Source organism: Burkholderia sp. Ed8 (genome assembly GCF_040761425.1).
Classification (GTDB): Bacteria; Pseudomonadota; Gammaproteobacteria; order Burkholderiales; family Burkholderiaceae; genus Burkholderia; species Burkholderia seminalis.
Window position 1 is genome coordinate 1,545,419 of record NZ_CP142885.1, and the last position, 26,544, is coordinate 1,571,962.

22 protein-coding genes and 1 pseudogene are annotated in these 26,544 nt (G+C 68.4%); 10 read left to right on the plus strand and 13 right to left on the minus strand.

Features of this window, described 5'->3' with window-relative positions; all coding sequences use genetic code 11:
- Positions 1 to 11 precede the first annotated feature (11 nt).
- Genes VXM69_RS07130 through VXM69_RS07145 form a run of 4 tightly spaced genes read left to right on the plus strand, consistent with a single transcriptional unit; the run spans position 12 to position 4,191 of the window.
- Positions 12 to 959, plus strand: a complete 948-nt coding sequence (locus tag VXM69_RS07130; protein WP_034191634.1) for an acetaldehyde dehydrogenase (acetylating) — start codon at positions 12 to 14, stop codon at positions 957 to 959.
- A 15-nt stretch (positions 960 to 974) separates the two neighbouring features.
- A complete protein-coding gene (dmpG, locus tag VXM69_RS07135) occupies positions 975 to 1,997 on the plus strand; it encodes a 4-hydroxy-2-oxovalerate aldolase (RefSeq protein ID WP_311767387.1) in 1,023 nt (340 codons plus the stop codon).
- A gap of 59 nt (positions 1,998 to 2,056) precedes the next feature.
- Entirely contained in the window at positions 2,057 to 3,310 is a 1,254-nt protein-coding gene (mhpT, locus tag VXM69_RS07140; RefSeq protein ID WP_034191632.1) for a 3-(3-hydroxy-phenyl)propionate transporter MhpT, read from the plus strand.
- 14 nt (positions 3,311 to 3,324) lie between these two features.
- Entirely contained in the window at positions 3,325 to 4,191 is an 867-nt protein-coding gene (locus VXM69_RS07145; protein WP_034191631.1) for an alpha/beta fold hydrolase, read from the plus strand.
- A 182-nt stretch (positions 4,192 to 4,373) separates the two neighbouring features.
- Here VXM69_RS07145 and VXM69_RS07150 read toward each other — a convergent pair whose 3' ends face one another.
- The 7 genes and pseudogenes from VXM69_RS07150 to VXM69_RS07180 all read right to left on the minus strand — a co-directional run bounded on the left by VXM69_RS07150 (position 4,374) and on the right by VXM69_RS07180 (position 11,584).
- Positions 4,374 to 5,438 carry a 2-aminoethylphosphonate aminotransferase gene (locus VXM69_RS07150; protein ID WP_059556412.1) on the minus strand — a complete coding sequence of 355 codons (1,065 nt, stop codon included), beginning with the start codon at positions 5,436 to 5,438 and terminating at the stop codon, positions 4,374 to 4,376.
- The gene (gene aepY, locus VXM69_RS07155) at positions 5,438 to 6,619 is read right to left on the minus strand and encodes a phosphonopyruvate decarboxylase (RefSeq protein WP_367188336.1); all 1,182 of its coding nucleotides are present in this window, start codon (positions 6,617 to 6,619) and stop codon (positions 5,438 to 5,440) included. The genes VXM69_RS07150 and aepY overlap by 1 nt, the downstream gene beginning before the upstream one ends.
- The gene (gene aepX, locus VXM69_RS07160; protein ID WP_034191628.1) at positions 6,616 to 8,301 is read right to left on the minus strand and encodes a phosphoenolpyruvate mutase; all 1,686 of its coding nucleotides are present in this window, start codon (positions 8,299 to 8,301) and stop codon (positions 6,616 to 6,618) included. Before aepX ends, aepY begins: the two co-directional genes overlap by 4 nt.
- Entirely contained in the window at positions 8,298 to 9,065 is a 768-nt protein-coding gene (locus tag VXM69_RS07165; RefSeq protein WP_034191627.1) for a phosphocholine cytidylyltransferase family protein, read from the minus strand. The genes aepX and VXM69_RS07165 overlap by 4 nt, the downstream gene beginning before the upstream one ends.
- A gap of 35 nt (positions 9,066 to 9,100) precedes the next feature.
- The gene (locus tag VXM69_RS07170) at positions 9,101 to 10,102 is read right to left on the minus strand and encodes an HpnL family protein (protein WP_034191626.1); all 1,002 of its coding nucleotides are present in this window, start codon (positions 10,100 to 10,102) and stop codon (positions 9,101 to 9,103) included.
- Positions 10,099 to 10,908 carry a 2OG-Fe(II) oxygenase gene (locus VXM69_RS07175; RefSeq protein WP_034191625.1) on the minus strand — a complete coding sequence of 270 codons (810 nt, stop codon included), beginning with the start codon at positions 10,906 to 10,908 and terminating at the stop codon, positions 10,099 to 10,101. Before VXM69_RS07175 ends, VXM69_RS07170 begins: the two co-directional genes overlap by 4 nt.
- Positions 10,905 to 11,584, minus strand: a pseudogene (locus tag VXM69_RS07180) (CDP-alcohol phosphatidyltransferase family protein). Before VXM69_RS07180 ends, VXM69_RS07175 begins: the two are co-directional and overlap by 4 nt.
- A gap of 662 nt (positions 11,585 to 12,246) precedes the next feature.
- On the opposite strand from VXM69_RS07180, the gene VXM69_RS07185 reads away from it, so the two are divergent.
- A complete protein-coding gene (locus VXM69_RS07185) occupies positions 12,247 to 13,761 on the plus strand; it encodes an acetyl-CoA hydrolase/transferase family protein (RefSeq protein ID WP_059556415.1) in 1,515 nt (504 codons plus the stop codon).
- A 30-nt stretch (positions 13,762 to 13,791) separates the two neighbouring features.
- On the opposite strand, the gene VXM69_RS07190 is transcribed toward VXM69_RS07185, so the two are convergent.
- The gene (locus VXM69_RS07190; RefSeq protein ID WP_034191622.1) at positions 13,792 to 15,321 is read right to left on the minus strand and encodes a DHA2 family efflux MFS transporter permease subunit; all 1,530 of its coding nucleotides are present in this window, start codon (positions 15,319 to 15,321) and stop codon (positions 13,792 to 13,794) included.
- 135 nt (positions 15,322 to 15,456) lie between these two features.
- On the opposite strand from VXM69_RS07190, the gene VXM69_RS07195 reads away from it, so the two are divergent.
- The 3 genes from VXM69_RS07195 to VXM69_RS07205 all read left to right on the plus strand — a co-directional run bounded on the left by VXM69_RS07195 (position 15,457) and on the right by VXM69_RS07205 (position 17,455).
- On the plus strand, positions 15,457 to 15,897 hold the full coding sequence (locus tag VXM69_RS07195) for a MarR family winged helix-turn-helix transcriptional regulator (protein ID WP_034191621.1): 441 nt from the start codon (positions 15,457 to 15,459) through the stop codon (positions 15,895 to 15,897).
- A 242-nt stretch (positions 15,898 to 16,139) separates the two neighbouring features.
- Positions 16,140 to 16,565, plus strand: coding sequence for a helix-turn-helix domain-containing protein (locus tag VXM69_RS07200; RefSeq protein ID WP_049029977.1), 426 nt, complete (start codon positions 16,140 to 16,142; stop codon positions 16,563 to 16,565).
- Positions 16,566 to 16,663: 98 nt separating this feature from the next.
- Complete coding sequence (locus VXM69_RS07205; RefSeq protein ID WP_156444721.1) at positions 16,664 to 17,455, plus strand: hypothetical protein; 792 nt, start codon at positions 16,664 to 16,666, stop codon at positions 17,453 to 17,455.
- Between the two features lies 1 nt (position 17,456).
- Here VXM69_RS07205 and VXM69_RS07210 read toward each other — a convergent pair whose 3' ends face one another.
- The gene (locus VXM69_RS07210) at positions 17,457 to 18,338 is read right to left on the minus strand and encodes a helix-hairpin-helix domain-containing protein (RefSeq protein WP_069705274.1); all 882 of its coding nucleotides are present in this window, start codon (positions 18,336 to 18,338) and stop codon (positions 17,457 to 17,459) included.
- Positions 18,339 to 18,526: 188 nt separating this feature from the next.
- Positions 18,527 to 20,062, minus strand: coding sequence for a sigma-70 family RNA polymerase sigma factor (locus tag VXM69_RS07215; RefSeq protein ID WP_367188337.1), 1,536 nt, complete (start codon positions 20,060 to 20,062; stop codon positions 18,527 to 18,529).
- Positions 20,063 to 20,355: 293 nt separating this feature from the next.
- On the opposite strand from VXM69_RS07215, the gene VXM69_RS07220 reads away from it, so the two are divergent.
- Together VXM69_RS07220 and VXM69_RS07225 are read left to right on the plus strand one after the other, a co-directional pair.
- Entirely contained in the window at positions 20,356 to 20,781 is a 426-nt protein-coding gene (locus VXM69_RS07220) for a hypothetical protein (RefSeq protein WP_034191617.1), read from the plus strand.
- Positions 20,782 to 20,824: 43 nt separating this feature from the next.
- Positions 20,825 to 21,637: a peptide-binding protein gene (locus VXM69_RS07225; protein WP_034191616.1), complete on the plus strand. Its 813-nt coding sequence runs from the start codon at positions 20,825 to 20,827 to the stop codon at positions 21,635 to 21,637.
- Between the two features lie 126 nt (positions 21,638 to 21,763).
- Here VXM69_RS07225 and ilvD read toward each other — a convergent pair whose 3' ends face one another.
- The 3 genes from ilvD to VXM69_RS07240 all read right to left on the minus strand — a co-directional run bounded on the left by ilvD (position 21,764) and on the right by VXM69_RS07240 (position 26,501).
- On the minus strand, positions 21,764 to 23,623 hold the full coding sequence (gene ilvD, locus VXM69_RS07230; protein ID WP_367188338.1) for a dihydroxy-acid dehydratase: 1,860 nt from the start codon (positions 23,621 to 23,623) through the stop codon (positions 21,764 to 21,766).
- 270 nt (positions 23,624 to 23,893) lie between these two features.
- Positions 23,894 to 24,916: an Ldh family oxidoreductase gene (locus VXM69_RS07235; protein WP_034191614.1), complete on the minus strand. Its 1,023-nt coding sequence runs from the start codon at positions 24,914 to 24,916 to the stop codon at positions 23,894 to 23,896.
- A complete protein-coding gene (locus VXM69_RS07240) occupies positions 24,909 to 26,501 on the minus strand; it encodes an aldehyde dehydrogenase (NADP(+)) (protein WP_367188339.1) in 1,593 nt (530 codons plus the stop codon). The genes VXM69_RS07235 and VXM69_RS07240 overlap by 8 nt, the downstream gene beginning before the upstream one ends.
- Between the last annotated feature and the right edge of the window lie 43 nt (positions 26,502 to 26,544).

A 26,544-nucleotide genomic window follows, 5' to 3' on the forward strand; every position in this document is an offset into this window, starting at 1 on the left:
GAGACATTCCCATGGCAACAGAGAACACCAGGTGCAAAGCCGCGATCATCGGATCCGGCAACATCGGCACCGACCTGATGATCAAGATCATGCGCCGCAGCAGGCATCTCGAAGTCGCGGCGATGGTCGGCATCGATCCTGCCTCGGACGGCCTCGCGCGCGCCGCAAGGCTCGGGGTGGCGACGACGCATGAAGGCGTGGAAGGGCTGGCGCGCCTGCCCGTGTTCGACGAGATCGACTTCGTGTTCGATGCGACGTCGGCCGGCGCGCATGTGAAGAACGACGCGTTCCTGCGCGCGCTCAAGCCCGGCATTCGCGTGATCGACCTGACGCCCGCCGCCATCGGCCCGTACTGCGTACCGGTGGTGAACCTCGACGCGCATCTCGATGCGCCGAACGTGAACATGGTCACGTGCGGCGGACAGGCGACGATTCCAATGGTTGCCGCCGTGTCGCGGGTCGCAAGGGTGCATTACGCGGAGATCGTCGCATCGATCAGCAGCAAGTCGGCAGGACCCGGCACGCGCGCCAACATCGACGAGTTCACGGAGACGACGTCGAAGGCGATCGAAGCGGTCGGCCGCGCCGGCAAGGGCAAGGCGATCATCGTGCTCAACCCGGCCGAGCCTCCGCTGATGATGCGCGACACGGTCTATGTGCTGTCCGAGGCGGCAGACCGGGCGCTGATCGAAACGTCGGTTGGCGAGATGGCCGCTGCCATCCAGTCCTATGTGCCCGGCTATCGCCTGAAGCAGTCCGTGCAGTTCGACGACATCCCCTCCGACGCGCCGTTGCATATTCCCGGACTCGGCCATTTCAGCGGACTGAAGACCTCGATCTTCATCGAAGTGGAAGGCGCGGCCCATTATCTGCCGGCCTACGCGGGCAATCTCGACATCATGACTTCCGCCGCGCTGGCAACGGCCGAACGCATGGCCGCGTCGGTTGTGAACGCCTGAAGCAGGGAGCACCCGATCATGGACAAGAAACTCTATATCTCCGACGTGACGCTGCGCGACGGCATGCACGCGATCCGTCATCAGTATTCGATTCGGAACGTGCAGGACATTGCCCGCGCGCTGGACGAGGCGAAGGTCGACAGCATCGAGGTCGCACACGGTGACGGCCTGCAGGGTTCGAGCTTCAACTACGGCTTCGGCGCGCACAGTGATCTGGAATGGATCGAGGCGGTGGCCGATGTGGTCAAGCACGCGAAAATCGCGACACTGCTGCTGCCCGGCATCGGCACGATCCACGACCTGAAGGCCGCGTACGACGCGGGCGCGCGTGTCGTCCGTGTCGCGACCCATTGCACGGAAGCGGACATTTCGAAGCAGCACATCGAGTATGCGCGCAGCCTCGGCATGGACACCGTCGGCTTTCTGATGATGAGCCACATGACCACGCCTGACCACCTCGCGATCGAGGCGAGGAAGATGGAAAGCTATGGCGCGACCTGCGTGTACGTGGTCGATTCGGGCGGCGCGATGAACATGAACGACATCCGTGCGCGCTTCAAGGCGCTCAAGGCCGTGCTTCGCCCCGAGACCCACACGGGCATGCATGCCCATCACAACCTGAGCCTCGGCGTGGCCAACTCGATCGTTGCGGTCGAGGAGGGCTGCGACCGCATCGATGCGAGTCTGGCGGGCATGGGGGCGGGCGCGGGCAATGCCCCGCTCGAAGTGTTCGTCGCGGCGGCCGAGCGCCTTGGCTGGCATCACGGCACCGATCTATATCGCCTGCTCGACGCGGCCGACGATCTCGTGCGCCCGTTGCAGGACCGGCCGGTGCGCGTGGACCGCGAAACGCTCGCGCTCGGCTATGCGGGCGTGTATTCGAGCTTCCTGCGGCATGCCGAAATCGCGGCGAAGAAGTACGGCCTGAAAGCGGTCGACATTCTCGTCGAACTGGGCAAGCGACGCATGGTGGGCGGTCAGGAAGACATGATCGTCGACGTTGCGCTCGATCTGAAGAAGCGCGAAGCCAGCGCCTGAACCACACGCGTATGCCAGGCGCCGTGAAGAGCGCCGCATCGTTCAACCTGGAGACATCAATGAAAACGTCAACGGCTTCTCCCCCGCGCGCCGGCGGCGCCATCACCATCGGGCTGTGCCTCGCGGTTGCCCTCCTCGAGGGTCTCGACCTGCAATCCACCGGCGTCGCCGCGCCGCGCATGGCACACGAGTTCCATCTCGCCGTCGCGCAGCTCGGCTGGGCATTCGGCATCGGCGCGCTCGGCCTGTTGCCGGGTGCGGCGATTGGCGGCAGGCTCGCGGATCGCATTGGCCGCAAGCGCGTGCTGATGATGTCGGTCGCGCTGTTCGGGATATTTTCGATTGCAACGACTCAGGTGTGGGATCTGCAGAGCCTGCTCATCGCGCGTTTTCTCACGGGCCTCGGCCTGGGCGCTGCGATGCCGAACCTGATCGCGCTGTGCGCGGAAGCGGCGGCGCCCGGGCGACGCAGCACGGCGGTCGGTGCGATGTACTGCGGCATGCCGTTCGGTGCGGCGCTCGCGGCAGTGATCGGCATCGTCAGCCCGGGCGCCGAGGGCTGGCGGCACATCTTCTATGTCGGCGGGATCGGGCCGCTGCTGACCTTGCCGCTGCTGGCGATTTTCCTGAAGGAGTCGACGTACTTCGTCGCGGCAAGCCGGGGCGCGACCCGCGAGTCGAAGGACGGCATCGTGCGCGCGCTCTTCAGTGACGGGCGCGCGGCGACGACCCTCTCGCTGTGGATCAGCTATCTGGGGACGCTGATCGTGCTGTACTTCCTGATGAACTGGCTGCCATCGATGGTGCTCTCGCGCGGCCTCACGCCGGTACAGGCGAGCATCGTGCAGATGATGTTCAACATCGGCGGTGGTGTCGGCGCAATCGTGATCGCGGGGTTGATGGATCGCATTGGCAAGCGGCCGGTCGTGGTCGGCATGTACACGGGCATCGCGACTGCGTTACTGGCGCTCGCCAGCGCGACGGGCAGCGTGTCGATGGCATGGGGCGGCCTGCTGGCGGGGTTGTTTCTCGTCGGCACGCAGTCGGTGCTGTATGCGCTCGCCGGTGCAACGTATCCGACGCGCGTGCGCGGCACGGGTGTCGGCGCGGCGGTGGCCGTTGGCCGGGTGGGATCGATGGTCGGCCCGCTGATCGCCGGGCAACTGCTGGCGTTAGGCCAGAGCGCGTCGATGCTCGTGATCTCGAGCATTCCGCTCATCGTGATCGCGGCGCTCGGTGCGCTCACCGTGGTCGCGAAATCTCCGCGCGAGTCGACCAACGGCTCGCACACCCTTGGAACCGAATCGATCTGACGAAGGACATCGACATGACTGACACCGTGATTCATACCGAAGCCGCGACCAGCAAGTACATGAACGTGATGGAAGGCGGTAGGGAGCTGCGTGTGCACTACAACGACACCGGCGCGGGCGGGCAAGCGCTCGTTCTGCTGCACGGCTCCGGTCCGGGCGCGAGCGGCTGGGCGAACTTCCATCGCAATGTGGACGCGTTCGCGAATGCGGGTTATCGCGTGATCCTCGTCGACTGTCCCGGCTGGGGCAAGAGCGATTCGATCGTCTGTACCGGCTCTCGCTCCGACCTCAACGCGCGCGTGCTGAAGGGCGTGCTGGATGCGCTCGGCGTCGAGCGCGCGCATCTCGTCGGCAACTCGATGGGCGGGCATAGCGCGGTGGCCTTCGCGCTGTCGTATCCCGAGCGCGTCGGCAAGCTGGTGCTGATGGGCGGCGGCACGGGCGGTCCGAGCCAGTTTGTGCCGATGCCGACCGAAGGCATCAAGCTGCTGCAAGGGTTGTATCGCGCCCCGACGCTCGAGAACCTGAAGAAGATGCTCAATGTGTTCGTCTACGACGCGAGCACGATGACCGAAGAGCTGATGCAGACGCGGCTCGATAATATGCTCGCGCGGCGCGATCATCTCGAGAATTTCGTGAAGAGTCTGGCGGCCAATCCGAAGCAGTTTCCGGACTACGGTCACCGACTGAACGAGATTCAGGCGCCGGCGCTCGTGATCTGGGGACGCGATGACCGTTTCGTGCCCATGGATGTCGGGCTGCGGCTCGTTTGGGGGATGCCGAACGCCGATCTGACCGTGTTCGGGCGCTGCGGGCACTGGGCGCAATGGGAGCACGCGGAGCGATTCAACCGGATGGTGCTGGAGTTCCTGCACCAATGACAAAGGGTTGCATCGGTGCTGGCCGTTTGGCGTCCTCGCCCTCCTTTCGACGGGAGGGGGCGGTGCTTTGGAAGCGGCCGGCGTCGTACGACCGAGATGGGTCGACGCACGACACCCGTGGAATTCCTCGAACCAGAAAAAAGGCCCTTGCGGGCCTTCGATCGACGAGAAAGGGCGGCCGTTTAACGCGTCAGCGCCGTAAACCCTTCCAGCAACCGCTCGACGTCAGCCGCCTGAATCGCGCCCATCGTCGAGATCCGGAACAGTTCCTTCGACAGCCCGCCTTGCCCCGCGTAAATCACGAAGCCGCGCGCCTTCAGCCCGTCGTGCAGCGCTTCGTACGTGACGCCTTGCGGCAGCCGATACGCGCGCAGCACGACCGACGACGCGCCTTCCGGCAGCACCAGCGGCATCCCGCGCGCAGCGAGCCCGGCCTGCGCCTGATCGGCGAGCGCCTTGTAATGCGCATGGCGCGCACGCCAGCCGCCGGCTTCATCAAATTCGCGCAGCGCCTCGACGAGCGCATAGTACGCATGCACGGACGGCGTAAACGGCGTGTTCCGCTGATCCTGCAGCTTCGCGAGACGGCCGAGATCGAGATAGTAAGTACGGCTTGCAGCCTTCGCGAGCGCGCGGCGTCGCACGATCACGAACGCCGCGCCAGGCACCCCGTGCAGGCACTTGTTCGCGGTCGCGGCAACCGCATCGATGTCGCCACCGGCGAAGTCGATCGCTTCCGCGCCGAAGCTGCTGACGCCGTCGACGAGCATCTTCACGCCGCGCGCGCGGCAGACTTCCGCGATCGCGCCGAGGTCGTTCAGGCGGCCCGTCGTCGTTTCGTGATGGATCACCGCGACGTGCGTGTAGCCGCCCGCGTCGAGGCGCGCGGCAATCTGCGCGGGATCCGGGGCCTGCATCCATTCATGCTTCAGCACGTCGTGCGCGATGCCGTACTGCGTCGCGATCTGCGTGATCCGCTCGCCGTACACGCCGTTCTCGATCACGAGCAGCTTGCCGTCCTGCGGCACGAGCGCCGCGATCATGCTTTCGACGGCCGCCGTGCCCGAGCCCGTCATCAGCACGGCCGTCCATTCGGCCGGGTCGAGTTCGTACGCGGCGACGAGGCGCGCACGCGCCTCATCCTGCAGATCGAAGAATTCGCTTTCGCGGTGGCACAGATCGGGTTGCAGCAGGCTGCGGCGCACGCGCTCGGTGAGCGTGACCGGGCCGGGGTTCAGCAGCAGCATCAATGGGCTCCTTCAACGTGTGCTTCGGTCTGCGTGGCGCCGATGTGCCGCATCAGACGGGTCTTGACCTCGACCGGCGTGACGGTCGGGCGGGGCAGGCCGTCGGGCACGCCCGTGCGGATCGCGACGCGCACGAACCGCGCGCCGTCGCCCGATGCGGCCAGCGTCGCATCGAGCACGTCGAGCGTGTCGCCTTCGAGCGCCGACGCATAGCCGCATGCGGCCGCGACGCCCGCGAACGACACATGCTGCGACACGGTTGCCTGGCCGCCCGTCGATTCGTGCGCGCCGTTGTCGAGCAGCACGTGCGTGAGGTTGGCCGGGCCGTAGGTGCCGAGCGTCGCGAACACGCCCATGCGCATCAGCGCGGCGCCGTCGCCGTCGACGGCGACCACGCGCAGGTCGGGGCGCGCGAGCGCGAGGCCGAGCGCGAGCGGCGTCACGCAACCCATCGAGCCGACCATGTACAGCTGGTTCGGGCGATCGTCGAGCGCGTAGAGTTCGCGGCCGCAGAAGCCGGTCGACGCGAGCACGACGGTCGAATCGACCGGCGTGTGCGCGATCACGCGCCGCAGCGCGTCGTGGCGGGTCGGCCATGCATCGGCCGACACGGCGCGCGACGACGATTGCGCGGCGACATGCGCGCGCGGCTTGGCGGCCGGGTTCGCCTTCAGTTCATACGGCGCGACGCTGCCTTTCTGCATCACGAGCGCGTACGGGCGGCCCGTCGCGTCCATGTGCGCGATCGCGCGGTCGAGTGCCGGGCCGACCTGTTCGGGGTCGGTCGGGAACGTCTCCCACGGAATCTCCATCGTGTCGAGCATCGCGGGCGTGATCGGGCCCATCAGCGCATGCTGCGGCTCGTCGGCGACGCCCGGCTGGCCGCGCCACGTGACGATCAGCAGCTGCGGCAGGCGGAACGTCCAGGTCAGCGACGTGAGCGGGCTCACCGCGTTGCCGAGTCCCGAGTTCTGCATCATCGCGATCCCGCGCTTGCCGCCGAGCGTCGCGCCCGCGATCAGCGCGACCGCGTCGCCTTCGTTCGCGGCCGACACGTAGTTCAGCGTCGGGTCCTGCAGCACGTAGTTGATGAACGGCGTCAGGTACGAGCAGGGCACGCCCGCGTACCAGTCGAAGCCGCGTTCGCGCGCGGCCTCGACGAACTGGGCCGCTTCGATCATTGCGCGCCCCCGTTGCCGGCGCCCGGTTCGGACAGCGGCGTCTGGCCGTGCGCGAAGTCGCCCGCGCGGCGGAAGTCCTCGAGGTCGTTGACCCCGCGCCAGTGGCCGTGCACGTACTGCACCTCGATCTTCTCGCCGGCGGCGATCAGTTCGTTGAGCAGCGACGGAATGTCGAGCGTGTCGAAATCAGGGCGCGCCTGCAGCGTCGCGAGCATCGCCTTCAGGCGCTCGACACCGGCGCCGCGCACGTTCAGCAGGCCGATCCAGCGGCCGTGCGGCGTGCCCGCGGCAACGTCGCTCGACACGCGCTGCAGGTAGGTCTTCTGGCCGAACAGGCCGCGATCGTCGGCGGCCGAGCAGAGGGCGAAGTCGCGCACGCTCTGATTGGTCTCGGTGAGCGACGAATCGACCACCACGCTGAACTCGGCCTCGCTCTCCGCGAGGTCGCGCACGATGTAGCTGCGGAACAGCAGGTCGCCGTACGAGATCACGGTGTCGCCCGTCAGGCGTTCGGCCGCGCAGGCGAGCGACGCGAGCTCGCCGGTCTGCGCGTGGCGCTCGTTGACGACGAGCTTGATGCCCGACGTATCGATCGCATCGGCGCGATAGCCGCCAACCACGGTGATGTCGTTCACGCCGTGCGTCTTGAAGCCGTCGACGAGCCAGCGCAGCAGCGGCTTGCCGGCGACCGGCAGCATGACCTTCGGCTTGTCTTCGGTCACGGCTTCGAGGCCCTTGCCGCGGCTCGCGGCGAGCACGATCGCGGCATTCGACGCGCGCGACGACGACGACAGGTAGATACGCTCGGCCGCCGAGTACTCGTCGGCGTCCTGCAGGCGGAAGATCTCGTTGACCGATGCCACGCGGTCCTCGACGTTGATCAGCGTTTCGCTTTCGTGGATCTCGCGCGCGGTCGCCTGCATCGCGGATGCCGACGCGCGGATCAGATGATTCGCCCAGATCACGGTGCTGATGCCGGCTTGGCGGAACACGTCGGTCGGCGTGCTGTAGTACTTGGTCGGCACGATCACGAGCGGCGCCTTGCCGCTCCATTCGCGCGCGAACTGCAGGATCTCGTCCGGGCGCGACAGCTTGCTGTGGATCAGGATCGCGTCGGCGCCGGCCTCCGCATACGCGTTCGCGCGGCGCAGCGCCTCGTCCATGCCCCAGCCGGCGATCAGCGCCTCGACGCGCGCGACGATCGAGAAGTCGGGATCGGTCTGCGAATCCTTGCCGGCCTTGATCTTGCCGCAGAACTCGTCGATTTCCGCGAGCGGCTGGCGCTCGCCGCCGATGAAGCTGTTCGTCTTCGGGAACTGCTTGTCCTCGATGCACACGCCCGCGATGCCGCGCTGTTCGAGCTTCTTCACGAGGCGGCGCACGTTGTTGAAGTTGCCGTAGCCGGTGTCGCCGTCGAGCAGGATCGGCAGGTCGCTCGCGTCGGCCATGAATTCGAGCACGTCGACGACCTGCGTCCAGCTCGCTTCGTTGTTGTCGCGCACGCCGAACTGCGCGGAGATCGCGAGGCCCGACGCCCAGATCCCCTTGAAGCCGGCTTCGCGGACGATGCGCGCGGACAGGCCGTTGTGCGCTTCCATCAGGAATTCGAGGTCGCTGCTGACGAGCATGCGGCGCAGGCGCGCGCTGCGCGATTCGGTGAAGTTGGGTTCGCGTGCGTTCATCGTGCGGCTCCTGCGGTCGTGCGTTGAATCAGGGGGAGGATGTCTTGGGTCGCGCGGGCGACGTCGTTCGGGAAGTCGATCTCGATCCACGGCGAGCCGGTGACGTCGGCCACGTCGAACGAATGGCCGCCTTCGAGCAGCAGGTCGCGCACGGCTTCCTCGTGCGGCAGGTTCGCGCGGCCGCTGTCGACGTAGCCCGCGACGATCGTCGCGAGGCGGCGGGCGGTGCCTTCGGTGAAGCGGAAGAAGCCGACCGATTCGCCGATCGTGTCGTAGTCGAGGTCGACCGCGAGCTGCTTGCGCAGTTCGACCGGCACGCCGTTCTTCAGGCACAGCTTGACGGGCTCGTCGCCGGCCTCGAAGTCGCGGTCGATCAGCAGGCGGTCGACCGCCTGGTCGGCATCGGCCACCAGCGCATGCAGGATGTTCTCGTCGTACAGCACGTCCGCGTCCATCAGCAGCACGTCGCCGCCGCGCGTCATCGCATCGGCGACGGTATGCACGGTCAGCACGCTGCCGAGGTCGTAGCGGTCGTTGATCACGATCTCGGCCTGGCGGCCGAGGCGCTTCAGTTCCTGCTCGACCTTCTCGTGCTGAAAGCCGAGCCCGAGCACGATCTCGTCGACGCCCGCGGCGTCGAGTACGCGCAGATGGCGCTCGAGCAGCGACACGTCGTCGAAGCGCAGCAGGCACTTCGGGAACTGCGCTTCGGGCGGTTGTTGCAGGCGCAAGCCGAGGCCTGCCGCAAGAATGATGGCTCGCATGGGTTCTCCAACCAAAAAGCCGGCGATCTGAACGATCAGTCGGCGAGCGGCTGCGGCGCACGGCGCCGCTGCCAGTTTCTTTCACTGAAATGCAGATAGAGCAGCCCGGGCAGGCCGAGCGCGAGTTCACGCGCGCGCTTCGCGAGCGACAGCGCGAGCGCCGCGTCGGGCGGCAGTCCGACCAGCGGGGCGAGCAGCAGGTAGCCGCCTTCCTGCGCACCGAGCGAGCCGGGGATCGCGAAGGCCGCGCCGCGGATCGCCTGGCCGACGCTTTCCAGCAGCAGCGCGTCGAGCCAGCTCACCGGGTGCCCGAGGAAGTGCAGGGCGAGCCACACTTCCGCGGTGCCGACGATCCAGCCGACGAGGCTCAGCGCGAACGTCTTCGCGACCTTCGCGCGATCGCGGTACAGCGCGCCGACCGCGTCGTCGATCGCATCGGCGCGCGTGGCCAGCGACGACCAGTCGCGCGGGCCGAGCAGCTTCGACGCGAGGCGCAGGCCGCGGCCGAACAGCCCGCGCCGCTGCGCCGCGTAGAACAGCAACGCAAGCGCGCCGAGCACGCCGGTCGCGATCAGCGCGGGCGTGCGCAGGTGCGCGACCGACTCGTGCGTCGCATACAGGCTGAATGCGGCGACGCCGATCAACGCGAAGGCCATTTGGGCAAGCGCCTGCATCGTCGTGCTGACGGTCACGGCCGCCGCCGCGTCGGCCATTCGCGTGCCGCGCTGCGCGAGGTGGCGCACCATCAGCACGGGGCCGCCGATCTGCCCGGCGGGCAGCAGGCTGTTGACCGATTCGCCGACCCAGCGCGCGCGCAGCGCGTTGCCGAGATCGGCACCGGGCTGCCCGCGGCGGAACATGGCGGAGATCGCCGTCGCATCGATCACGAGCGGCACGACATGGAACGCCGCGACGAGCGCGAGACCCCAGCCGGCCGCGAGGAACGTGGACGCGACCGCGCCGATGCCCTGCCAGGCAAGGAGTGCGATGAAGAGTGCGGTCCCGAGGGACAGCAGGATGAGGCCCGCGCGCGTCATGACCCGGTCGTGCGTCGCGTCGCCAGTTGCTTGAACACCTGGCGGAAACCGAAATACGCGATCGCGTCCTTCATGTTCGAGATGAAGCGCTTCCACGGCCGCATGCCGGGGTTCGTCACGTATTCGAACGTGAGCGACACGCGCATCTCGTTCTGGCCGAGCGGCGTGATGCGGTGACGCAGCTTGTCGCCGTCGAACAGCACGATGCCGCCGTCGGCGATCTGCACCGAGCCCGGTTCGTCGGCGACGTCCGGGTTGCGCGTGTGCAGCTCGTAGTCGAGCCGGCACGACGATTCGTCGATCACGCCGATCAGCAGCGTGTAGCGACGGCCATCGTAGTACGACGTGTCGTAATGCCAGCCGATGTGGTCGCCGGGCTTTGTGTAGTAATACAGCGCGTACGCGTGCGGATCGTCGTCCGGCGACAGCATCAGCTTGTCGCCCGTGACTTTCTCGAGGAAGCCGATCAGCGCCTTCGAGCGATAGAGCTCGGCGATGTACGGCGCCTGCTCGTCGATCGTATGACGGCTCACGCTGCCGCCCTGCTTGTGGCCGGGCAGGTAATTGCGGTTCAGGCCGGCCTGCATCGCGCGGGCGGCGCTCGCGAGTTTCGCGTGCGCGTCGGCGGGCAGGAACGTGTCGAGGTACAGGAACGAGCCCTGGCGCGTGTAGTCGCCGCGCAGGCGGTCGAGGTCGAGCCGGCCGACGCGGTCGGCCACGGTGCGATCGGGGTCGGCTGCGGCCGCGCGCACGGGCGCGGGGCGTGCCGGGCTCAGCACGGAGTCGTCGCGCGTGCTAGGAGTCATTTGGAAGCCTGGATTTCGGTTGAATTCCGCGGAGCGTTGCCACGGCGGACGATGCGCCACCAGTCGATCACGACCCATGCGGCGAACAGCGGGGCACCGATCGATGCCGCGAGCAGGAACGGCTCGACGCCGTCGACGAGCGTCACGATCGGCAGCAGGTACAGCACGTCTTCGGTTTCGAAGCCGCCTGCGAACGCCTGCTTGGTGCCGGCCTTGCCGGCGATCGATTCGATCCGCATGCGCAGGAAGAAGATCAGCGCGACGGCCGCACCGGCCACCGCGCCCAGCAGCACCGGCGACGCGGCCATCTGGCCGCCCTGGGCGACGATGCCGAGCCCCATGCTGACGAACAGCGCGACCGTGACGAGCGCATCGGCCGCGAGATCGTAAAAATGACCGATCTTGCTGGACTTGCCGCTGATGCGCGCGAGTTCGCCGTCGGTGTGGTCGACGAAGTTCGACAGCACGATCAGGAACGCGCCGGCATTGCTCCAGCCGAAGCCGCCGTGCGCAAGGCACCAGGCACCGGCGAGGCCGATCAGCAGACGAAGGGTAGTCAGGTGATTCGGGGTGACCGGCGTATCGACGAGCGGTCGGACAAGCGAGCGCGCGAGCCGCGCATCCCAGGTGCGTGGCAGGGGGGCTCGGCGCGTGTGGCGGTTTTTCTTTGGTCCATCGGCGAAATATATACGGAATTGTAATTTGTTGCTTTTTATTCGATCAATGTCCTGACATGCGGGAGTGTTACCGCGTCTTGCACGTATCGGCCGGCCGAAGCCGGATGCGCGACAGGGCGGCCGATCGGGACGGCAGGCGGCGTCGCCGGGCCCGTCTTCCAGTGTGGTTCGCGTCACGCCGCTGTCAAGGACGGGCGGGCCTCGCGGGCCGATGCGGCGGAGATTTTCGCGCGCGGCGGCGAGCCGTGCGCAGCGCATGCGACGTTGACGTGCGTCAGGTCCGGCAAAGCATCATCGGGCGACAATCGGCCGCGCCGCGACTTCATCGGCCATTGCCGATATCGGGCGGCGAATTGCAATGGAAATCCGCCGATTGATGCGCGACGGTTGGCGATCGTCGTCCGGCCATTCGCTCCGATGCTTTCGCGCACCTTTCGGGTGCATCGGGCGGCGCGGATCGACTGTCACAGAACGGTCGTTCGATACCCGGCATATTCGGCAAGGATCTTTTGCATCCAGCGGACATTTCGCGGCGACGGCCTCTGCGATACTCCGGCCATGCCTGTGGTGCCGGCCGCCCCGCGCGGCCCCAAGGGCTTCATGTCGCTCAGGAGACACCCCCCGCGACGTCAACGACAGACCCCAGCGTCAGAAACCTGCCATGTCTTCATCACGCATCCTCGCTCCCGCCCTGCGTTCGCTCGTCCGCACCGCCGACGAAGCCGCCGCGCTGATCCGTCCCGGCATGACCGTCGCTATGAGCGGCTTCACCGGTTCGGGCTATCCGAAGGCCGTCCCGGCCGCGCTTGCCGCCCATATCGACGCGGCGCACGCGCGCGGCGAGGACTTCCGGATCAACGTGCTGACCGGCGCGTCGACCGCGCCCGAACTCGACGGCGCGCTCGCCCGCACCGACGGCATCTCGATGCGGCTGCCTTACCAGTCCGACCCGACGCTGCGCGACAAGATCAACGGCGGCGAAGTCGATTACCAGGACGTCCACCTGAGCCACGTCGCGCAGTACGCGTGGTTCGGGCTGTACGGCGATCTCGACGTCGCGATCGTCGAGGTCGCGGGCATCCGCGAGGACGGGCTGCTGATCCCGTCCGCGTCGATCGGCAACAACAAGACCTGGCTCGAACGCGCCAAGCACGTGATCCTCGAGGTGAATGCGCGCCAGCCGCTCGGCCTCGACGGGATGCACGACATCTATTACGGCACCGCGCTGCCGCCGCATCGCAAGCCGATTCCGCTGACGAAGAGCGACGACCGCATCGGCGAGCCGTACCTGCGCTGCCCGGCCGACAAGATCGTCGCGATCGTCGAGACCGACGCGCCCGATCGCAGCAATGCGTTCTCCGCGCCGGACGCGACGTCGAAGCAGATCGCGCTGCAGCTGATCGACTTCCTGCGCCACGAAGTGAAGCGCGGCCGCCTGCCGGAAAACCTGCTGCCGCTGCAGTCGGGCGTCGGCAACATCACGAACGCGGTGCTCGCGGAGCTCAGCTCGGCCGGCTTCTCGAACCTGACGGCCTATACCGAAGTGATCCAGGACGGCATGCTCGACCTGCTCGACGACGGCACGCTGAGCTTCGCGTCGGCCACCGCGTTGTCGCTGAGCCCGGCCGCCGTGCAGCGCTTCGCCGACGAAATCGCGACGTTCCGCGAAAAGATCGTGCTGCGCCCGCAGGAGATCAGCAACCATCCGGAGCTCGTGCGCCGCCTCGGCTGCATCGCGATGAACGGGATGATCGAGGCCGACATCTACGGCAACGTGAACTCGACGCACGTGATGGGCACGAAGATCCAGAACGGTATCGGCGGCTCGGGCGACTTCGCGCGCAACGGCTATCTGTCGTGCTTCATGTCGGCGAGCACCGCGAAGGGCGGCGCGATCTCGCGGATCGTGCCGATGGCGAGCCACGTCGACCATACCGAGCACGACGTCGCGGTGGTCGTCACCGAGCAGGGCCTGGCCGACCTGCGCGGCCTGTCGCCGAAGCAGCGCGCGCGCAAGATCATCGCGACCTGCGCGCATCCCGACTACCGGCCGATGCTCGAGGACTACTTCGAGCGCGCGTCGCGCGAGAGCTTCGGCAAGCACACGCCGCACCTGCTCGCCGAGGCGCTGTCGTGGCACGAGCGCTACGTGCGGACCGGCACGATGAAGGTCTGACGCGGCGTCGGACGGGCGCATGCGCGCCCGTCAGTCCATCGCCGCGTGCGCGACGTCGACGCTCGCCGTTTTCTGCGGCGGGCGGATCAGCAGCAACAGCGGGATCATCAGCAGCGTCGCCACGAACATCAGCTTGAAGTCGTTCAGGTAAGCGATCATCGCCGCCTGCTGGTTGATCGTGCGATCGAGCAGCGCGATGTCGAGGCGGCTGCCGGCCAGCGCCTGCACGGCCGGGTCGAACGGCGTGATGTGGGTCGCGAGGTCGGCATGCGCGACCTGCGTGTTGCGCGTCATCAGCGTCTGCACGATCGAGATGCCGATACTGCTGCCGATGTTGCGCATCAGGCTGTAGGTGGCCGTGCCGTCCGCGCGCAACTCCGGCGGCAGCGTCGAGAACGACAGCGCGCTCAGCGGCACGAACACGAGCCCCAGCCCGAAGCCCTGGACCACGCCCGGCCACACGATGTCCGATTCGGACAGCACGACCGTGTACTGCATCATCTGCCACAGCGCGAGCGCGGAAATCGCGAGCCCCGCGAGCAGCAGCATCCGTGCATCCACGTATTTCAGCAGCCTGCCGACGAGCAGCATCGCGATCATCGTGCCGGCGCCGCTCGGCGCGGTGACGAGGCCCGTCGTCGCGACCGGGTAGCCCATCAGGTTCTGCAGCATCGGCGGCAGCAGGGCGCGCGTCGCGTACAACACCGCGCCGACGACGAAGATGAACAGCGTACCCGTCGCGAAGTTCGGGTCGCGCAGCAGCTCCGACTTGAAGAACGATGCCTTGCCGACGGTCGCCGTATGCACGAGGAAGAACGCGAAGCTGAGCGCCGCGACGAGCGCCTCGATGCGGATCTCGTACGAACCGAACCAGTCGAGCTGTTCGCCGCGGTCGAGCATGGCCTGGAACGCGCCGATCGCGAGCGCCAGCGTCGCGAAGCCGAACGCATCGAATTTCACGTGCGGGCGCGGCGCGCGTGCCGGCAGGAAGGTCATCACGCCGGCGAGCGCGAACGCGCCGATCGGCACGTTGATGAAGAACACCCAGCGCCAGTTGTAGCTGTCGGTGAGCCAGCCGCCGAGCGTCGGGCCGAGGATCGGGCCGACCATCACGCCCATCCCCCAGATCGCCATCGCCTGGCCTTGTTTCTCGCGCGGGTTGATGTCGAGCAGGATCGACTGCGACAGCGGCACCAGCGCGGCGCCGAACACGCCCTGCAGCAGCCGCGCACCGACGATCTGCACGAGCGTCTCGGACAGCCCGCACAGCGCCGACGCCACCGTGAAACCCGCGATCGACACGATCAGCAGCCGCTTGACGCTCAACCGGTCGGACAGCCAGCCGGTGAGCGGCGTCGCGATCGCCGCGGCGACGATGTAGGAGGTCAGCACCCACGTGATTTCGTCCTGCGACGCGGACAGCGTGCCCTGCATGTGCGGCAGCGCGACGTTCGCGATCGTGCTGTCGAGGGTCTGGATCAGCGTGGCGAGCATGATCGACAGGGTCAGCATCGGCCGGTTCAGGGCGGGCGAGGCGGGGGCGTCGGCGGCGGGGTTCAAGCGGGTGTCTCCGTCGGGCGATCGCCGTGGGCGGCGATCCGGTATGGTTCAAATTATAAGCATGCTTATTATAAAGCCACTTATTGCCTGGGCGCGAGCCGCGGCCCGCCGGCGGCTTGACCCTATAATCGGCGGATGGACAAGACTTACGAGAACCGGATCGGTTACCTGATCGCCGACGTGGCTCGCCTGAACGGACGCCTGTTCGACCGGCGCGCGAAGCGCATCGGGCTGACGCGGGCACAAAGCCGCGTGCTCGCGTACCTGACGTGGAAGGGCGAGATGAACCAGGCGCGGCTGGCCGAATGGCTCGAGATCACGCCGATCTCGCTGACGCGCCTGCTCGACCGGATGGAAAGCTACGGCTGGATCGAACGCATCGCGAACGACGACGACCGCCGCGCGTTCGTGATCCGGTTGACCGACAAGGCGCGGGAGATCTTTCCGCAGATGCTCGAAGTGGGCGATACCGTCGCCGACGACGGGCTGCGCGGCTTCACGTCCGACGAGCGCGATACGCTGGTGCGGCTGCTCGGACGCGTGCGTCACAACCTGATCGATTGCGGCGGGGAGTGACGCGGGCGCCCGTTCGGGCGCACCGGCGGCCGGCTGAGCGAGCGCTACCCGGCGCGGCTCGTGTCATGCCGGGTGTTCAACGGACCGGCACCGCGAGCGCGAACACCGCGACCCAGGGACCCGCCCCGTACGATGGCCGTTGCGTGGCGCGGCGCAATACGGGGCGGTTTCATGGCGTTTCAGGCTTGCGTTCGCGTAGTCGAGTCACTATCTTGCAACTTCAAGTTCACTTGAGGTCAAGCATGAGCCGTCTGGACATTGCCGAGGTGGCGCGGCGCTCGGGATTGCCCGCGTCGACGCTGCGCTACTACGAGGAAAAAGGGTTGATCGTTCCGGTCGGCCGGCACGGGCTGCGGCGGCAATACGACGAATCGGTGCTGGAGCGTCTGGCACTGATCGCGCTCGGCCGCGAGGCCGGTTTCTCGCTCGACGACATCCTCGCGATGGTCGGCACGGACGGCCAGCCCGCGATCGATCGCGCGAAGCTCGACGGCAAGGCCGACGAACTCGACCGCACGATCCGCCGTCTCGGCGCCGTGCGCGACATGCTGCGGCACGCGGCCGTGTGCCCGGCGCCGAGCCACCTCGAATGTCCGTCGTTCCGGAAGCTGCTGCGCATCGCCGCGCATCGTCATCCGGCGCGTCGCACGAAGACGGACGGTGCGTAGGCCGTGAGCGCGCGCGATGCGCGGGTGGCAGTCGCAGTCCGGCGAAAGTCGAAAACGAACACGGAAAACAACGGGGTTGCCGCGTGTCGATATTGCTCGTGCCATTGCTTGTGCTTTATGTGCTTCCGGCCGCGTATGCGGCATCGAAGGTCGGGCCGCATTACGGGTTTCTCGCGGGGTGCGCGACGATGGCGGGGGTGCTGGCGGCGCAGACCATGCTGCTGACGTGGGGCGCCGCGGCGGTGAAACGGCGGCGTGGGGCCGGCGGGCAGCCTGGGGCGACCGTGCCGGCCGAACCCGCCGATGGCCGCGAGGCCGAGCCCGAAGACGAGGCGGCCGACGCGCCCGGCGTGCAGCTTCGATACGGCGAGCATGCGCGATTCAAGCAACTGGTTCTGATTGCCGGCGCCGCGCACAGCGGCGTCGCGCGTCGTTTCTACGACAAGGCGAAGCAGGCGATCGAAGCGTTCGTGGAAGTCGAGGCGGGGCGCGACGGTTCGGGCGCGGCGATGGTGCGGGCGGCCGACCTGGCGCCGGCGGACGGCCTGTCGCCGCCGGCGGACGAAACGCTGACCGTGTTCGTGTCGGACGACGGCGCGTGGTCGGGGTTTCGCGTCGGCGACGACAGCTTCCGGTTTCGCCACGGTGCGATCACGGGGCTGCGACTCACGATGGTGATGCCGGTTCGCTGGAACGGCGACTACATGGTGACGTTCCGGTTCGACGTGCCGAAACGGGGAGCGGTCGGCGCATACGTCACGCATTCGACGTGGTTCGATCTCGGCGTGGCACATGCCGAACGCCGGTCACGCGCGCTCATCCGTGCCTGTCGCGAGATCGCGTCCGTGCTCGACGTGGCGTTCGATGTCGACGAAACCTCGGACGACTGACTCATCCCGCGTAATACACGCGGCATTCCATCTCGCGCCCACGCACGATGCGCTTGCCGACGAGCGAGCCGTACGTTTCGGTGAAGACGGTGCGCTGGTGCTCGCGCTGCACGGCGTCGTAGAAATAGAGCGAGACCCAGTCCGTCGGGCGGTCGGCCTCCGGCGTGCGCATCGCGGCATGCAGGCTCAGCGCGGTGAAATGCCAGCCGCCCTTGGTCATGTGCATCACCGGCGGCGGCACATAGCCATCCGCGTTCAGGCGCCGGTGCGCGAGCGTCGGCAGCATGCCGGCGGCCGCCTTGTGGCGGTACTGGCGGTCGATGTAGAGCAGCAGTTCGACGGGCGGCTCCGTGCCGGGGCCGGCATGTTGCATGTGACCCTGCCAGCGCCGGCGCCGGCTCAGCACGTCGTCGAGCGCGGTGCGGATGCCGGCCGCGCGCCGCGGGCCGACCCCCGCGATCGTTTCGAGCTGGCCGTTGCGAGCCGCGCGTTCGAGTTCCTCGAGCGTATCGATGTGCAGCAGGTCGTGGATGCGCAGCGCGAGCGCATGGCCGATGCCCGGCACGGCTTCGAACGCGGACGCGCGCTGGGCGTCGCCGCACAGCCGGTCGAGCTGGCGCCAGCGGCCCGTCACCAGCAACTCGGCGATCGCCTGCGCGACGCCCGTGCCGATTTCGGGTAGCGCGCCGAGCGCGTCGATGCCGCCGGATTCGAACACGGTGCGGATATCGCGGTCGAGCGCCTCGACCGTCTCGGCCGACGCGCGGTAGGCGGCGACCCGGTAAGGATTCGCGCCCTGGTCGGCCAGCCGCTGCGCGGCCTCGCGCAGGCAGGTCGCGATGTGGCGGTTTTCCTCGAACGTTTGGCTGGCGGTCGTCTGCATGGCGAGGGACCTGGGGAAGCTCAAACGGAATGGACGCGGCGAACGATGCGCCGGTCGGCCTTTTCCACCATTGTCGCGGCACGCGACGAAGAAAACTTGATGCACGTCAATGGCAAACGTAGCACATGCGCGAAGCGCACGGTCGTGCCGGTTGGCGGCACGACCGTGCGGCGCGGGTGCGCTTACGCTTACGCGTCGAGGAACGACTGCGCGTTCTCGGCCTCGGCTGCCGTGCGCAGCGCGGCGAGCGCCCGTTTCTCGATCTGCCGCACGCGTTCGCGCGACATGCCCGCGTCCTGCGCGATCGCGTCGTACGTATCGGGCTCGGCGCCGCCGAGGCCGAACCGCCGGCTCAGCACGTCGGCCTCGGCCGGCGTGACCGACCGGAGCAGCGACCGCACGCAGTCGCGCATGCGGGTGTCGGCCAGTCGCTCGAACGGGCTGGCCGAGGTTTGATCCTCGATCAGTTCCACGAGCCCGGTGTCCGCGTCGGGCAGCGGCGTGTCGAGCGACACCGGTTCGGCCGGCAGGGCGAGCACCGCGCGCAGTTTGTCCTCGGCCAGGCCGGTTTCGGCCGCGAGCTCGGCAGGCGTCGCCCGCCGGCCCGTGCGCTGGCGAAAGCGCAGCGCATGCCGCTGCACGCGCTGGTACTGGTCGCCGACGTGTACCGGCACGCGGATCGTGCGCGAGCGATCGGCAACGGCACGCGTGATCGCCTGACGAATCCACCAGGTCGCATAGGTCGAGAACTTGAACCCGCGCCGGTATTCGAACTTCTCGATCGCGCGCATCAGGCCGAGGCAACCGTCCTGCACGAGATCGGACAGGTCGACGCCGCGGTTCATGTGCTTGCGCGCGATCGACAGCACGAGCCGCAGGTTTGCCTCGAGCATCGCGCGCGTCGCGTCGCGCACTTTCTGCTGGCCGTCGCGCAGCGCGGCCCCCAATGCCCGCCGCGCGACCGCGTCGAAGCGGGCGGCTTCGCCCGTCGCGGCGTCGTGCGGCGCGGTCGCGAGCGCGTGCACGGCGCGGCTGGCGTCGTCGATGGCCGGGGCCGCCCATGGCAGCGAACCGAGCAGGGCGGCCATGGCGTTGCGCGCGTCGCGATAGGCGTCGGAACGGAAGCCGTGCGCGTGCAACGCGTCGCGCAACGTCGAGACGGCTGCCTGCAGCACGTCGTAGCGGGCGGGTTCGGGCGTGTCGCCGTCCTCTTCGTCAACCGTGCCGGTGGCGGCGGCCGCACCCGTTGCCCGGTGACGCGCAAGCAGCGCGTCGACCGCCGCCGGATACCCCGCGATCGCGTGCAGCACCTGATGGCGCCCCGTCTCGATTTCGCGGGCGAGCACGATTTCGCCTTCGCGCGTCAGCAGCGGCACCGCCTGCATGCGCCGCATGTAGAGCGCGAGCGGATCGGTCGACGCACTCGTGCCGCGTGCGAGTTCGCCGAGCATGGCCCGGCCTTCGTCGAGCGTGTCGCGATCGACGTCGACCGGCGCCGCGGCGGCGAACGGTGCGGGCGCGGCCGGCTCGTCGAGCACGGCGATGCCGATGTCGGCAAGCGCGGCGCGCACGACGTCGAGCGCATCGGGGCTGTCGCTTTCGGGCGGCAGCGCGTCGACGAGGTCGGCGTGTGTCAGATAACCCTGTTCGCCGGCAAGCGCCAGCAACTGGATGATCGGATCGAGCGGTGTGTCCGCCCGGGAAGTGGGGCGTGGCGTAGTCATGTCGATGGCGGCGCGAGCCGCGTTCCTGTCGGGGCGGGCCGAAGCTCGCCGGTTTGCGGTGGCCGGTTGTTCGCGAACGCTCGTCCGCGCCGGTCAGCCTGACATCGTTCAAGTTGAGGGCATTTGCGCCAACTTCAACGTGGGCGCCGCGGACGAGCAGCACACCGCGTGCCCGCGCCATCCGGGCCAGGAAACAAAAAGTAACCGATCATACGCGCGGAAATCTGCAGGGGACGTAAGCTAGAGTCAGGCGCGCGCCCGGCGGCGGCGCGCGGATTCTGCCGGAGCACGAGATGAACCCGATTCCCGCCGCGAGGCCTGCCGTCATCGCGCTGGCCGCGCTGACGCTCGGCGGCTGCTACTACACGAGCCCGTACGGTTATGCGCCTTATTACGCACCGGCGCCCGCGACGGTGTCACAGCGTGAAATTCCGGTTGCGCCGGCCACGCCCGGTCCGGCCCCTTCCACGGTACCAGCCACCCCGGACTACGTCGAAGCGCCGGCGCCGGTATATGTCGCGCCGGCCTATGTGCCGGCGCCGTATCCATACTACGCCCCCGCGTATTACCCGGGCTGGTACGGGCCACCCGTCACGATCGGCTTCTGGGGCCGCTGGGGCGGCGGCGGATACTGGGGCGGGCGCGGCGGCTACTGGCATCGTCCGTGGGGCGGCGGGCATTGGGGTGGCGGCCACTGGGGCGGCGGCCATCGGCACTGATCGGCATCGGCCGGCGCGCGGCGGCACCGCGCGGGAGAGCATCATGAGAAATACGTTTGTCCGCAGCCTGTGTGTCGTCCTGGTGGGCCTGGCGGCCGCGCCGGGCATGGCCGACGCGCAGAGCAGCGCTTACACGAATTCGCCGGCCGAGCTGTTTGCCGGGCCGGCGCCCGATTATCCGGTGGTCGCGCAGATCCCGCCCGATACCGCGCTGGACGTATTCGGCTGCCTGAGCGATTACTCGTGGTGCGACGTCGCGCTGCCGGGCGTGCGCGGCTGGATCGATGCGCAGTTGCTCGAATATCCGTACCAGGGCAGCTACGTACCGTTGCTCGAATACGGCGCGATCATCGGGGTCCCGGTGACGGGATTCGCGATCGCCGCGTACTGGGATCGCTATTACCGGCACCGGCCGTGGTACCACGACCGCGATCGCTGGGCGCATCGTCCGGAGCCGCGGCTCGGCCCCGGCGGCATGCCGCCGGGACAAGGCCGTCCGCAGCCGGGCGGGCCGATGCAGGGGGCGCCGGGCGGCCCGCCGCCCGTGCACGACGCGCGGCCGTCGGCCGCACGCGGCGGCTGGAACGGCGCGATTCGCACACCGCCACCGGCAGCGCCGGCGCCTTCACCGATGCCGGGAGGCGCGGGCAACGCGCGTCCCGCCAACCCGCCGCCGGCCGTGGTGCGCCCGCAGCCCGCGCCGGGTGGCGAGGCGCGGCCGATGCCGCCGCCGGTGCGCCAGGGAGGCGGGGGCGGCGGCGGTTACGCGCGGCCTCAAGGCGGCGGAAACGGTGGCGGTAACCACGGCGGCGGAGGTGGCGGGGGCGGTGGCGGCCCCGAGGAATTCCGTCATTGACGTCGCCGGCGCCGCGGATCTCCCCGTGCGCCGGACGAAAAAAAGCCGCTCCGGAGAGCGGCTTTCGATTCGGGCTTGCGGTCGGTTGCGTGGCCGGCAACCGATCGCCGGCATGCGCCCGTTGCGTCAGTCGTCGAGCAGCGACAGATCGCGCACGGCGCCCTTGTCGGCCGACATGACCAGTTTCGCGTACGCCTTCAGTGCGGCGGACACCTTGCGCGGACGCGGCTGCGCCGGCTTCCAGCCCTTCGCGTTCTGCTCCTCGCGGCGGCGCGCCAGTTCCTCGTCCGACACCAGCACGTTGATCGTGCGGTTCGGGATGTCGATGCGGATCTTGTCGCCGTCGCGCACGAGGCCGATCGCGCCGCCTGCTGCCGCTTCCGGCGAGCAGTGACCGATCGACAGGCCCGACGTACCGCCCGAGAAGCGGCCGTCCGTCAGCAGCGCGCAGGCCTTGCCGAGGCCCTTCGACTTGATGTAGCTGGTCGGGTAGAGCATTTCCTGCATGCCGGGGCCGCCCTTCGGGCCTTCGTAGCGCACGATCACCACGTCGCCGGCCTTGACCTTGTCGTTCAGGATGTTTTCGACTGCCTCATCCTGCGACTCGGTGACATGCGCCGTGCCTTCGAACACGAGGATGCTCTCGTCGACGCCGGCCGTCTTCACCACGCAGCCGTCGAGTGCGATGTTGCCCGTCAATACAGCGAGGCCGCCTTCCTTCGAGAACGCATGCTCGTACGAGCGGATGCAGCCTTCGGCCCGATCGAGGTCGAGGCTCGGCCAGCGCGTGTTCTGGCTGAACGCGACCTGCGTCGGGATGCCGGCCGGGCCGGCCTGGTAGAACGTGCGGACCGTTTCGTCCAGCGTGCGGACGATGTCCCACTGGTCGAGCGCGTCCTTCAGCGTCGGCGCGTGGATGGTCGGCACGTCGGTGTGCAGCTTGCCGGCGCGGTCGAGCTCGCCGAGGATCGCCATGATGCCGCCGGCGCGATGCACGTCCTCGATGTGGTACTTGTTCGTGTTCGGCGCGACCTTGCACAGCTGCGGCACGACGCGCGACAGGCGGTCGATGTCCTTCATCGTGAAGTCGATGCCGGCTTCCTGCGCGATCGCCAGCAGGTGCAGGATCGTGTTGGTCGAGCCGCCCATCGCGATGTCGAGCGTCATCGCGTTTTCGAACGCCTTGAAGCCGACCGAGCGCGGCAGCACGCGTTCGTCGTCCTGCTCGTAGTGCTGGCGCGTCAGTTCGACGATGCGGCGGCCGGCACGCTTGAACAGCTGTTCGCGATCGGCGTGCGTGGCCACCACGGTGCCGTTGCCGGGCAGCGACAGGCCGAGCGCTTCGGTCAGGCAGTTCATCGAGTTCGCGGTGAACATGCCCGAGCACGAACCGCAGGTCGGGCAGGCCGAGCGTTCGACTTCGGCGACTTCGGCGTCGGAATACGACGGATCGACCGCGATCACCATCGCGTCGACGAGGTCGAGCTTCTTCACTTCGATGGCCTTGGTGACCGGGTTCGCGAGACGCGTCTTGCCGGCTTCCATCGGGCCGCCCGACACGAAGATCACCGGAATGTTCAGGCGCATCGCGGCCATCAGCATCCCCGGGGTGATCTTGTCGCAGTTCGAGATGCACACCATCGCGTCCGCGCAGTGCGCGTTCACCATGTACTCGACCGAGTCGGCGATGATGTCGCGGCTCGGCAGCGAATACAGCATGCCGTCGTGGCCCATCGCGATGCCGTCGTCGACCGCGATCGTGTTGAATTCCTTCGCGACGCCGCCGGCGGCTTCGATCTCGCGCGCGACGAGCTGGCCGAGATCCTTCAGGTGCACGTGCCCGGGCACGAACTGCGTGAACGAGTTGACGACCGCGATGATCGGCTTCGAGAAATCGTCGTCTTTCATGCCGGTGGCGCGCCACAGCGAGCGCGCACCTGCCATGTTGCGGCCGGCGGTGGAGGTTTTGGAACGGTAAGTGGGCATTGTGGTTGCTGAAGAAAGATCGCGGGAAAAGGGTGGAGGCACGGGAATAAAGGCCTCTCTCGCGCCCGTGCGAACAACCTCTTGAGCTGCGCCCTGGGCAAACCCATCGATTATCCCACAGCCGCCGCGGGCGTGGCGGCCATGAGCCGGCGACGGGCCGGTGCCGCGCGACGGGCGGGGCGGCGGCGTGCTGCCCGCCTGGCCGGTTCGGGAAGCGGCGCAGACGCCTGCGCGTCGACGACGAATGCGCGCCGCCCCCGTGCCCGGGCGTCAGTCGAGCAGCGTCAGGATCTCGTCGTACAGTGCCTTCGGAACCCGCACGCCGTTCGCGATGCTGCGCGCGCGGGCGTCGAAGCGCCGCTGCGACGGCAGCCGCGCACCCTGCGCGACGATCGACTCGAACATCCGTTCGCCGCGTGCGAGCCCCGCGTCGAGATCGTCGCCGAGGAACACCTTCGGGTCGAACGCGATCACGAGCTCGCCGTGGCACGGCGTCGCGCCGACGCCTTCGTCGAAATCCATCGATTCGCGGCTCGTCATGTCGCCGATCAGCGCGCCGCCGAGCAATTCGACCATCGCCGCGAGCGCCGAGCCCTTGTGGCCGCCGAAGGTGCGCATCGCGCCCTGCAGCGCGGCCTTCGGATCGGTGGTCGGCCGGCCGTCGGCGTCGATCGCCCAGTGCGACGGAATCGCCTTGCCCTGCTTGGCGTGCAGCTCGATGTCGCCGCGCGCGATCGCGCTCGTCGCGAAATCGAACACGAACGGCTCGCCGCCCGGGCGCGGCCACGCGAACGCGATCGGATTGGTGCCGAACACGGGTTCGCGGCCGCCTTCCGGTGCGACCCAGCTATGGCTCGGGTTCATCGCGATGCCGACCAGCCCTTCGGCCGCGATCGCCTCGACTTCGGGCCACAGCGCCGAGAAGTGGTAGCAGTGGTTGATCGTCATCGCGGCGATCCCGTGCTGCTTCGCCATCTCGACGAGCACCGGCAGCCCGGTTTCGAAGCTCAGCAGCGAGAAGCCGCGATGCGCGTCGACGGAGACGATCGACGACGACAGCTTGCGCAGCGTCGGCACGGCTTGCGGATCGACCTTGCCCTTTTTCAGCGAGCGCACGCAGACGAGCAGCCGGTACACGCCGTGCGAATGGCACTCGTCGCGCTGGCCTTGCGTGATCACGCTGGCGATGGCCCGCGCATGCGCGTCGGACATCCCGTGGTGCGTCAGCACGCGCAGCGCGAGCGCATGGACTTCAGCGAGCGACAGGACGACTTCGGCGGTTTGCTCAGTCATGATTCACCTCGCGCGGCGCGGGCACGCCGTCGATGCGCTGCGGCACGTGCAGCGGATTGCCGTCGCGCAGCGCGTCCGGCAGCAGCGCATCCGGCAGGTCCTGGTACGACACCGGGCGCAGGAAGCGCTCGATCGCGCGTGCGCCGACGGACGTCGTGCGCGTGTCGGACGTCGCCGGGAACGGGCCGCCGTGCACCATCGCGTGGCCGACTTCGACGCCCGTGCCGAAGCCGTTGACGAGAATGCGGCCGGCCTTGCGTTCGAGCGTCGGGCGCAGCGCGGCGAACAGCGCCGCGTCGCCGTCGGCCAGGTGCGCGGCGATCGTCAATTGGCCTTCGAGCGACTTCAGCACGCGATGCAGCGTATCGGCATCCGCGCAGCGGACGATCAGCGATGCGGGACCGAACACTTCGTCGCGCAGTTCAGGGTGCGCGATGAACGCGTCGGCCGAGGTCGCGAACAGCGCCGCACGGGCCTGATGGCGGCCGCCTTCCACGCCTTCGGCCAGCAGCTCGACCGCATCGTGATGGCGTAGCGCCGCGACGCCTTGCGCATAGCTCGCATGAATGGGCGGCGTCAGCATCGTCTGTGCGGCCGCCGTGCGCACGGCATCGGCCGCCGCGGCTTCGAACGCGCGCAGCGCGGGGCCGTCGACGGCGAGCACCAGGCCGGGGTTCGTGCAGAACTGGCCGGCGCCGAGCGTGAGCGATGCGACGAATTGCGGCGCGATCGTTTCGTGGCGCGCCTCGAGCGCGGCGGGGCACAGCAGCACGGGATTGATCGAGCTCATTTCCGCATAGACCGGAATCGGCTCGGGGCGCGCGGCCGCGATATGCATCAGCGCGACGCCGCCGCGGCGCGAGCCGGTGAAGCCGACGGCCTTGATGCGCGGATCGGCGACGAGCGCCTGGCCGATCTCGCGCGATGCGTCGAACAGCAGCGAGAACACGCCGGCCGGCATCCCGCATTCGCGGGCGGCCTGCTGGATCGCGCGGCCAACGCGTTCCGACGTGCCCGGATGCGCGGAATGGGCCTTCACGATCACCGGGCAGCCGGCCGCGAGCGCCGACGCCGTATCGCCGCCGGCGACCGAGAACGCGAGCGGGAAGTTCGACGCGCCGAACACGGCGACGGGCCCCACCGCGACGTTGCGCAGCCGCAGGTCGACACGCGGCAGCGGCTTGCGCTCGGGGCGCGCCGGATCGATCCGCGCGTCGAGAAACCCGCCGTCGCGCACGAGCGACGCGAACAGCGCGAGCTGGCCGACCGTGCGGCCGCGTTCGCCTTCGACGCGTGCGCGCGGCAGCCCCGTCTCGATGACGCAACGCTCGATCAGGTCGTCGCCGAGCGCCATGATGTGGCGGCCGATCGCGTCGAGAAACGCGGCGCGGGCGTCGAGCGACGTTTCGCGATAGATGTCGAACGCGTCGTCGGCGAGCGCGCAGGCCGTCTCCAGGTCGTGCAGGCTCGCGCCGCCGAAAGCCGGTTCGAGCGGTTCGCCGGTGGTGGCGGCGATCGCGTGGAGGGTGCCGTTCTGTCCGGTGACGGCGGACTGGCCGATCAGCAGTTGACCTGTGAGTTGCATGGTTTTCCTCGGAAAAAGCAGGGACCGGGCGTGGTGCGCCCGG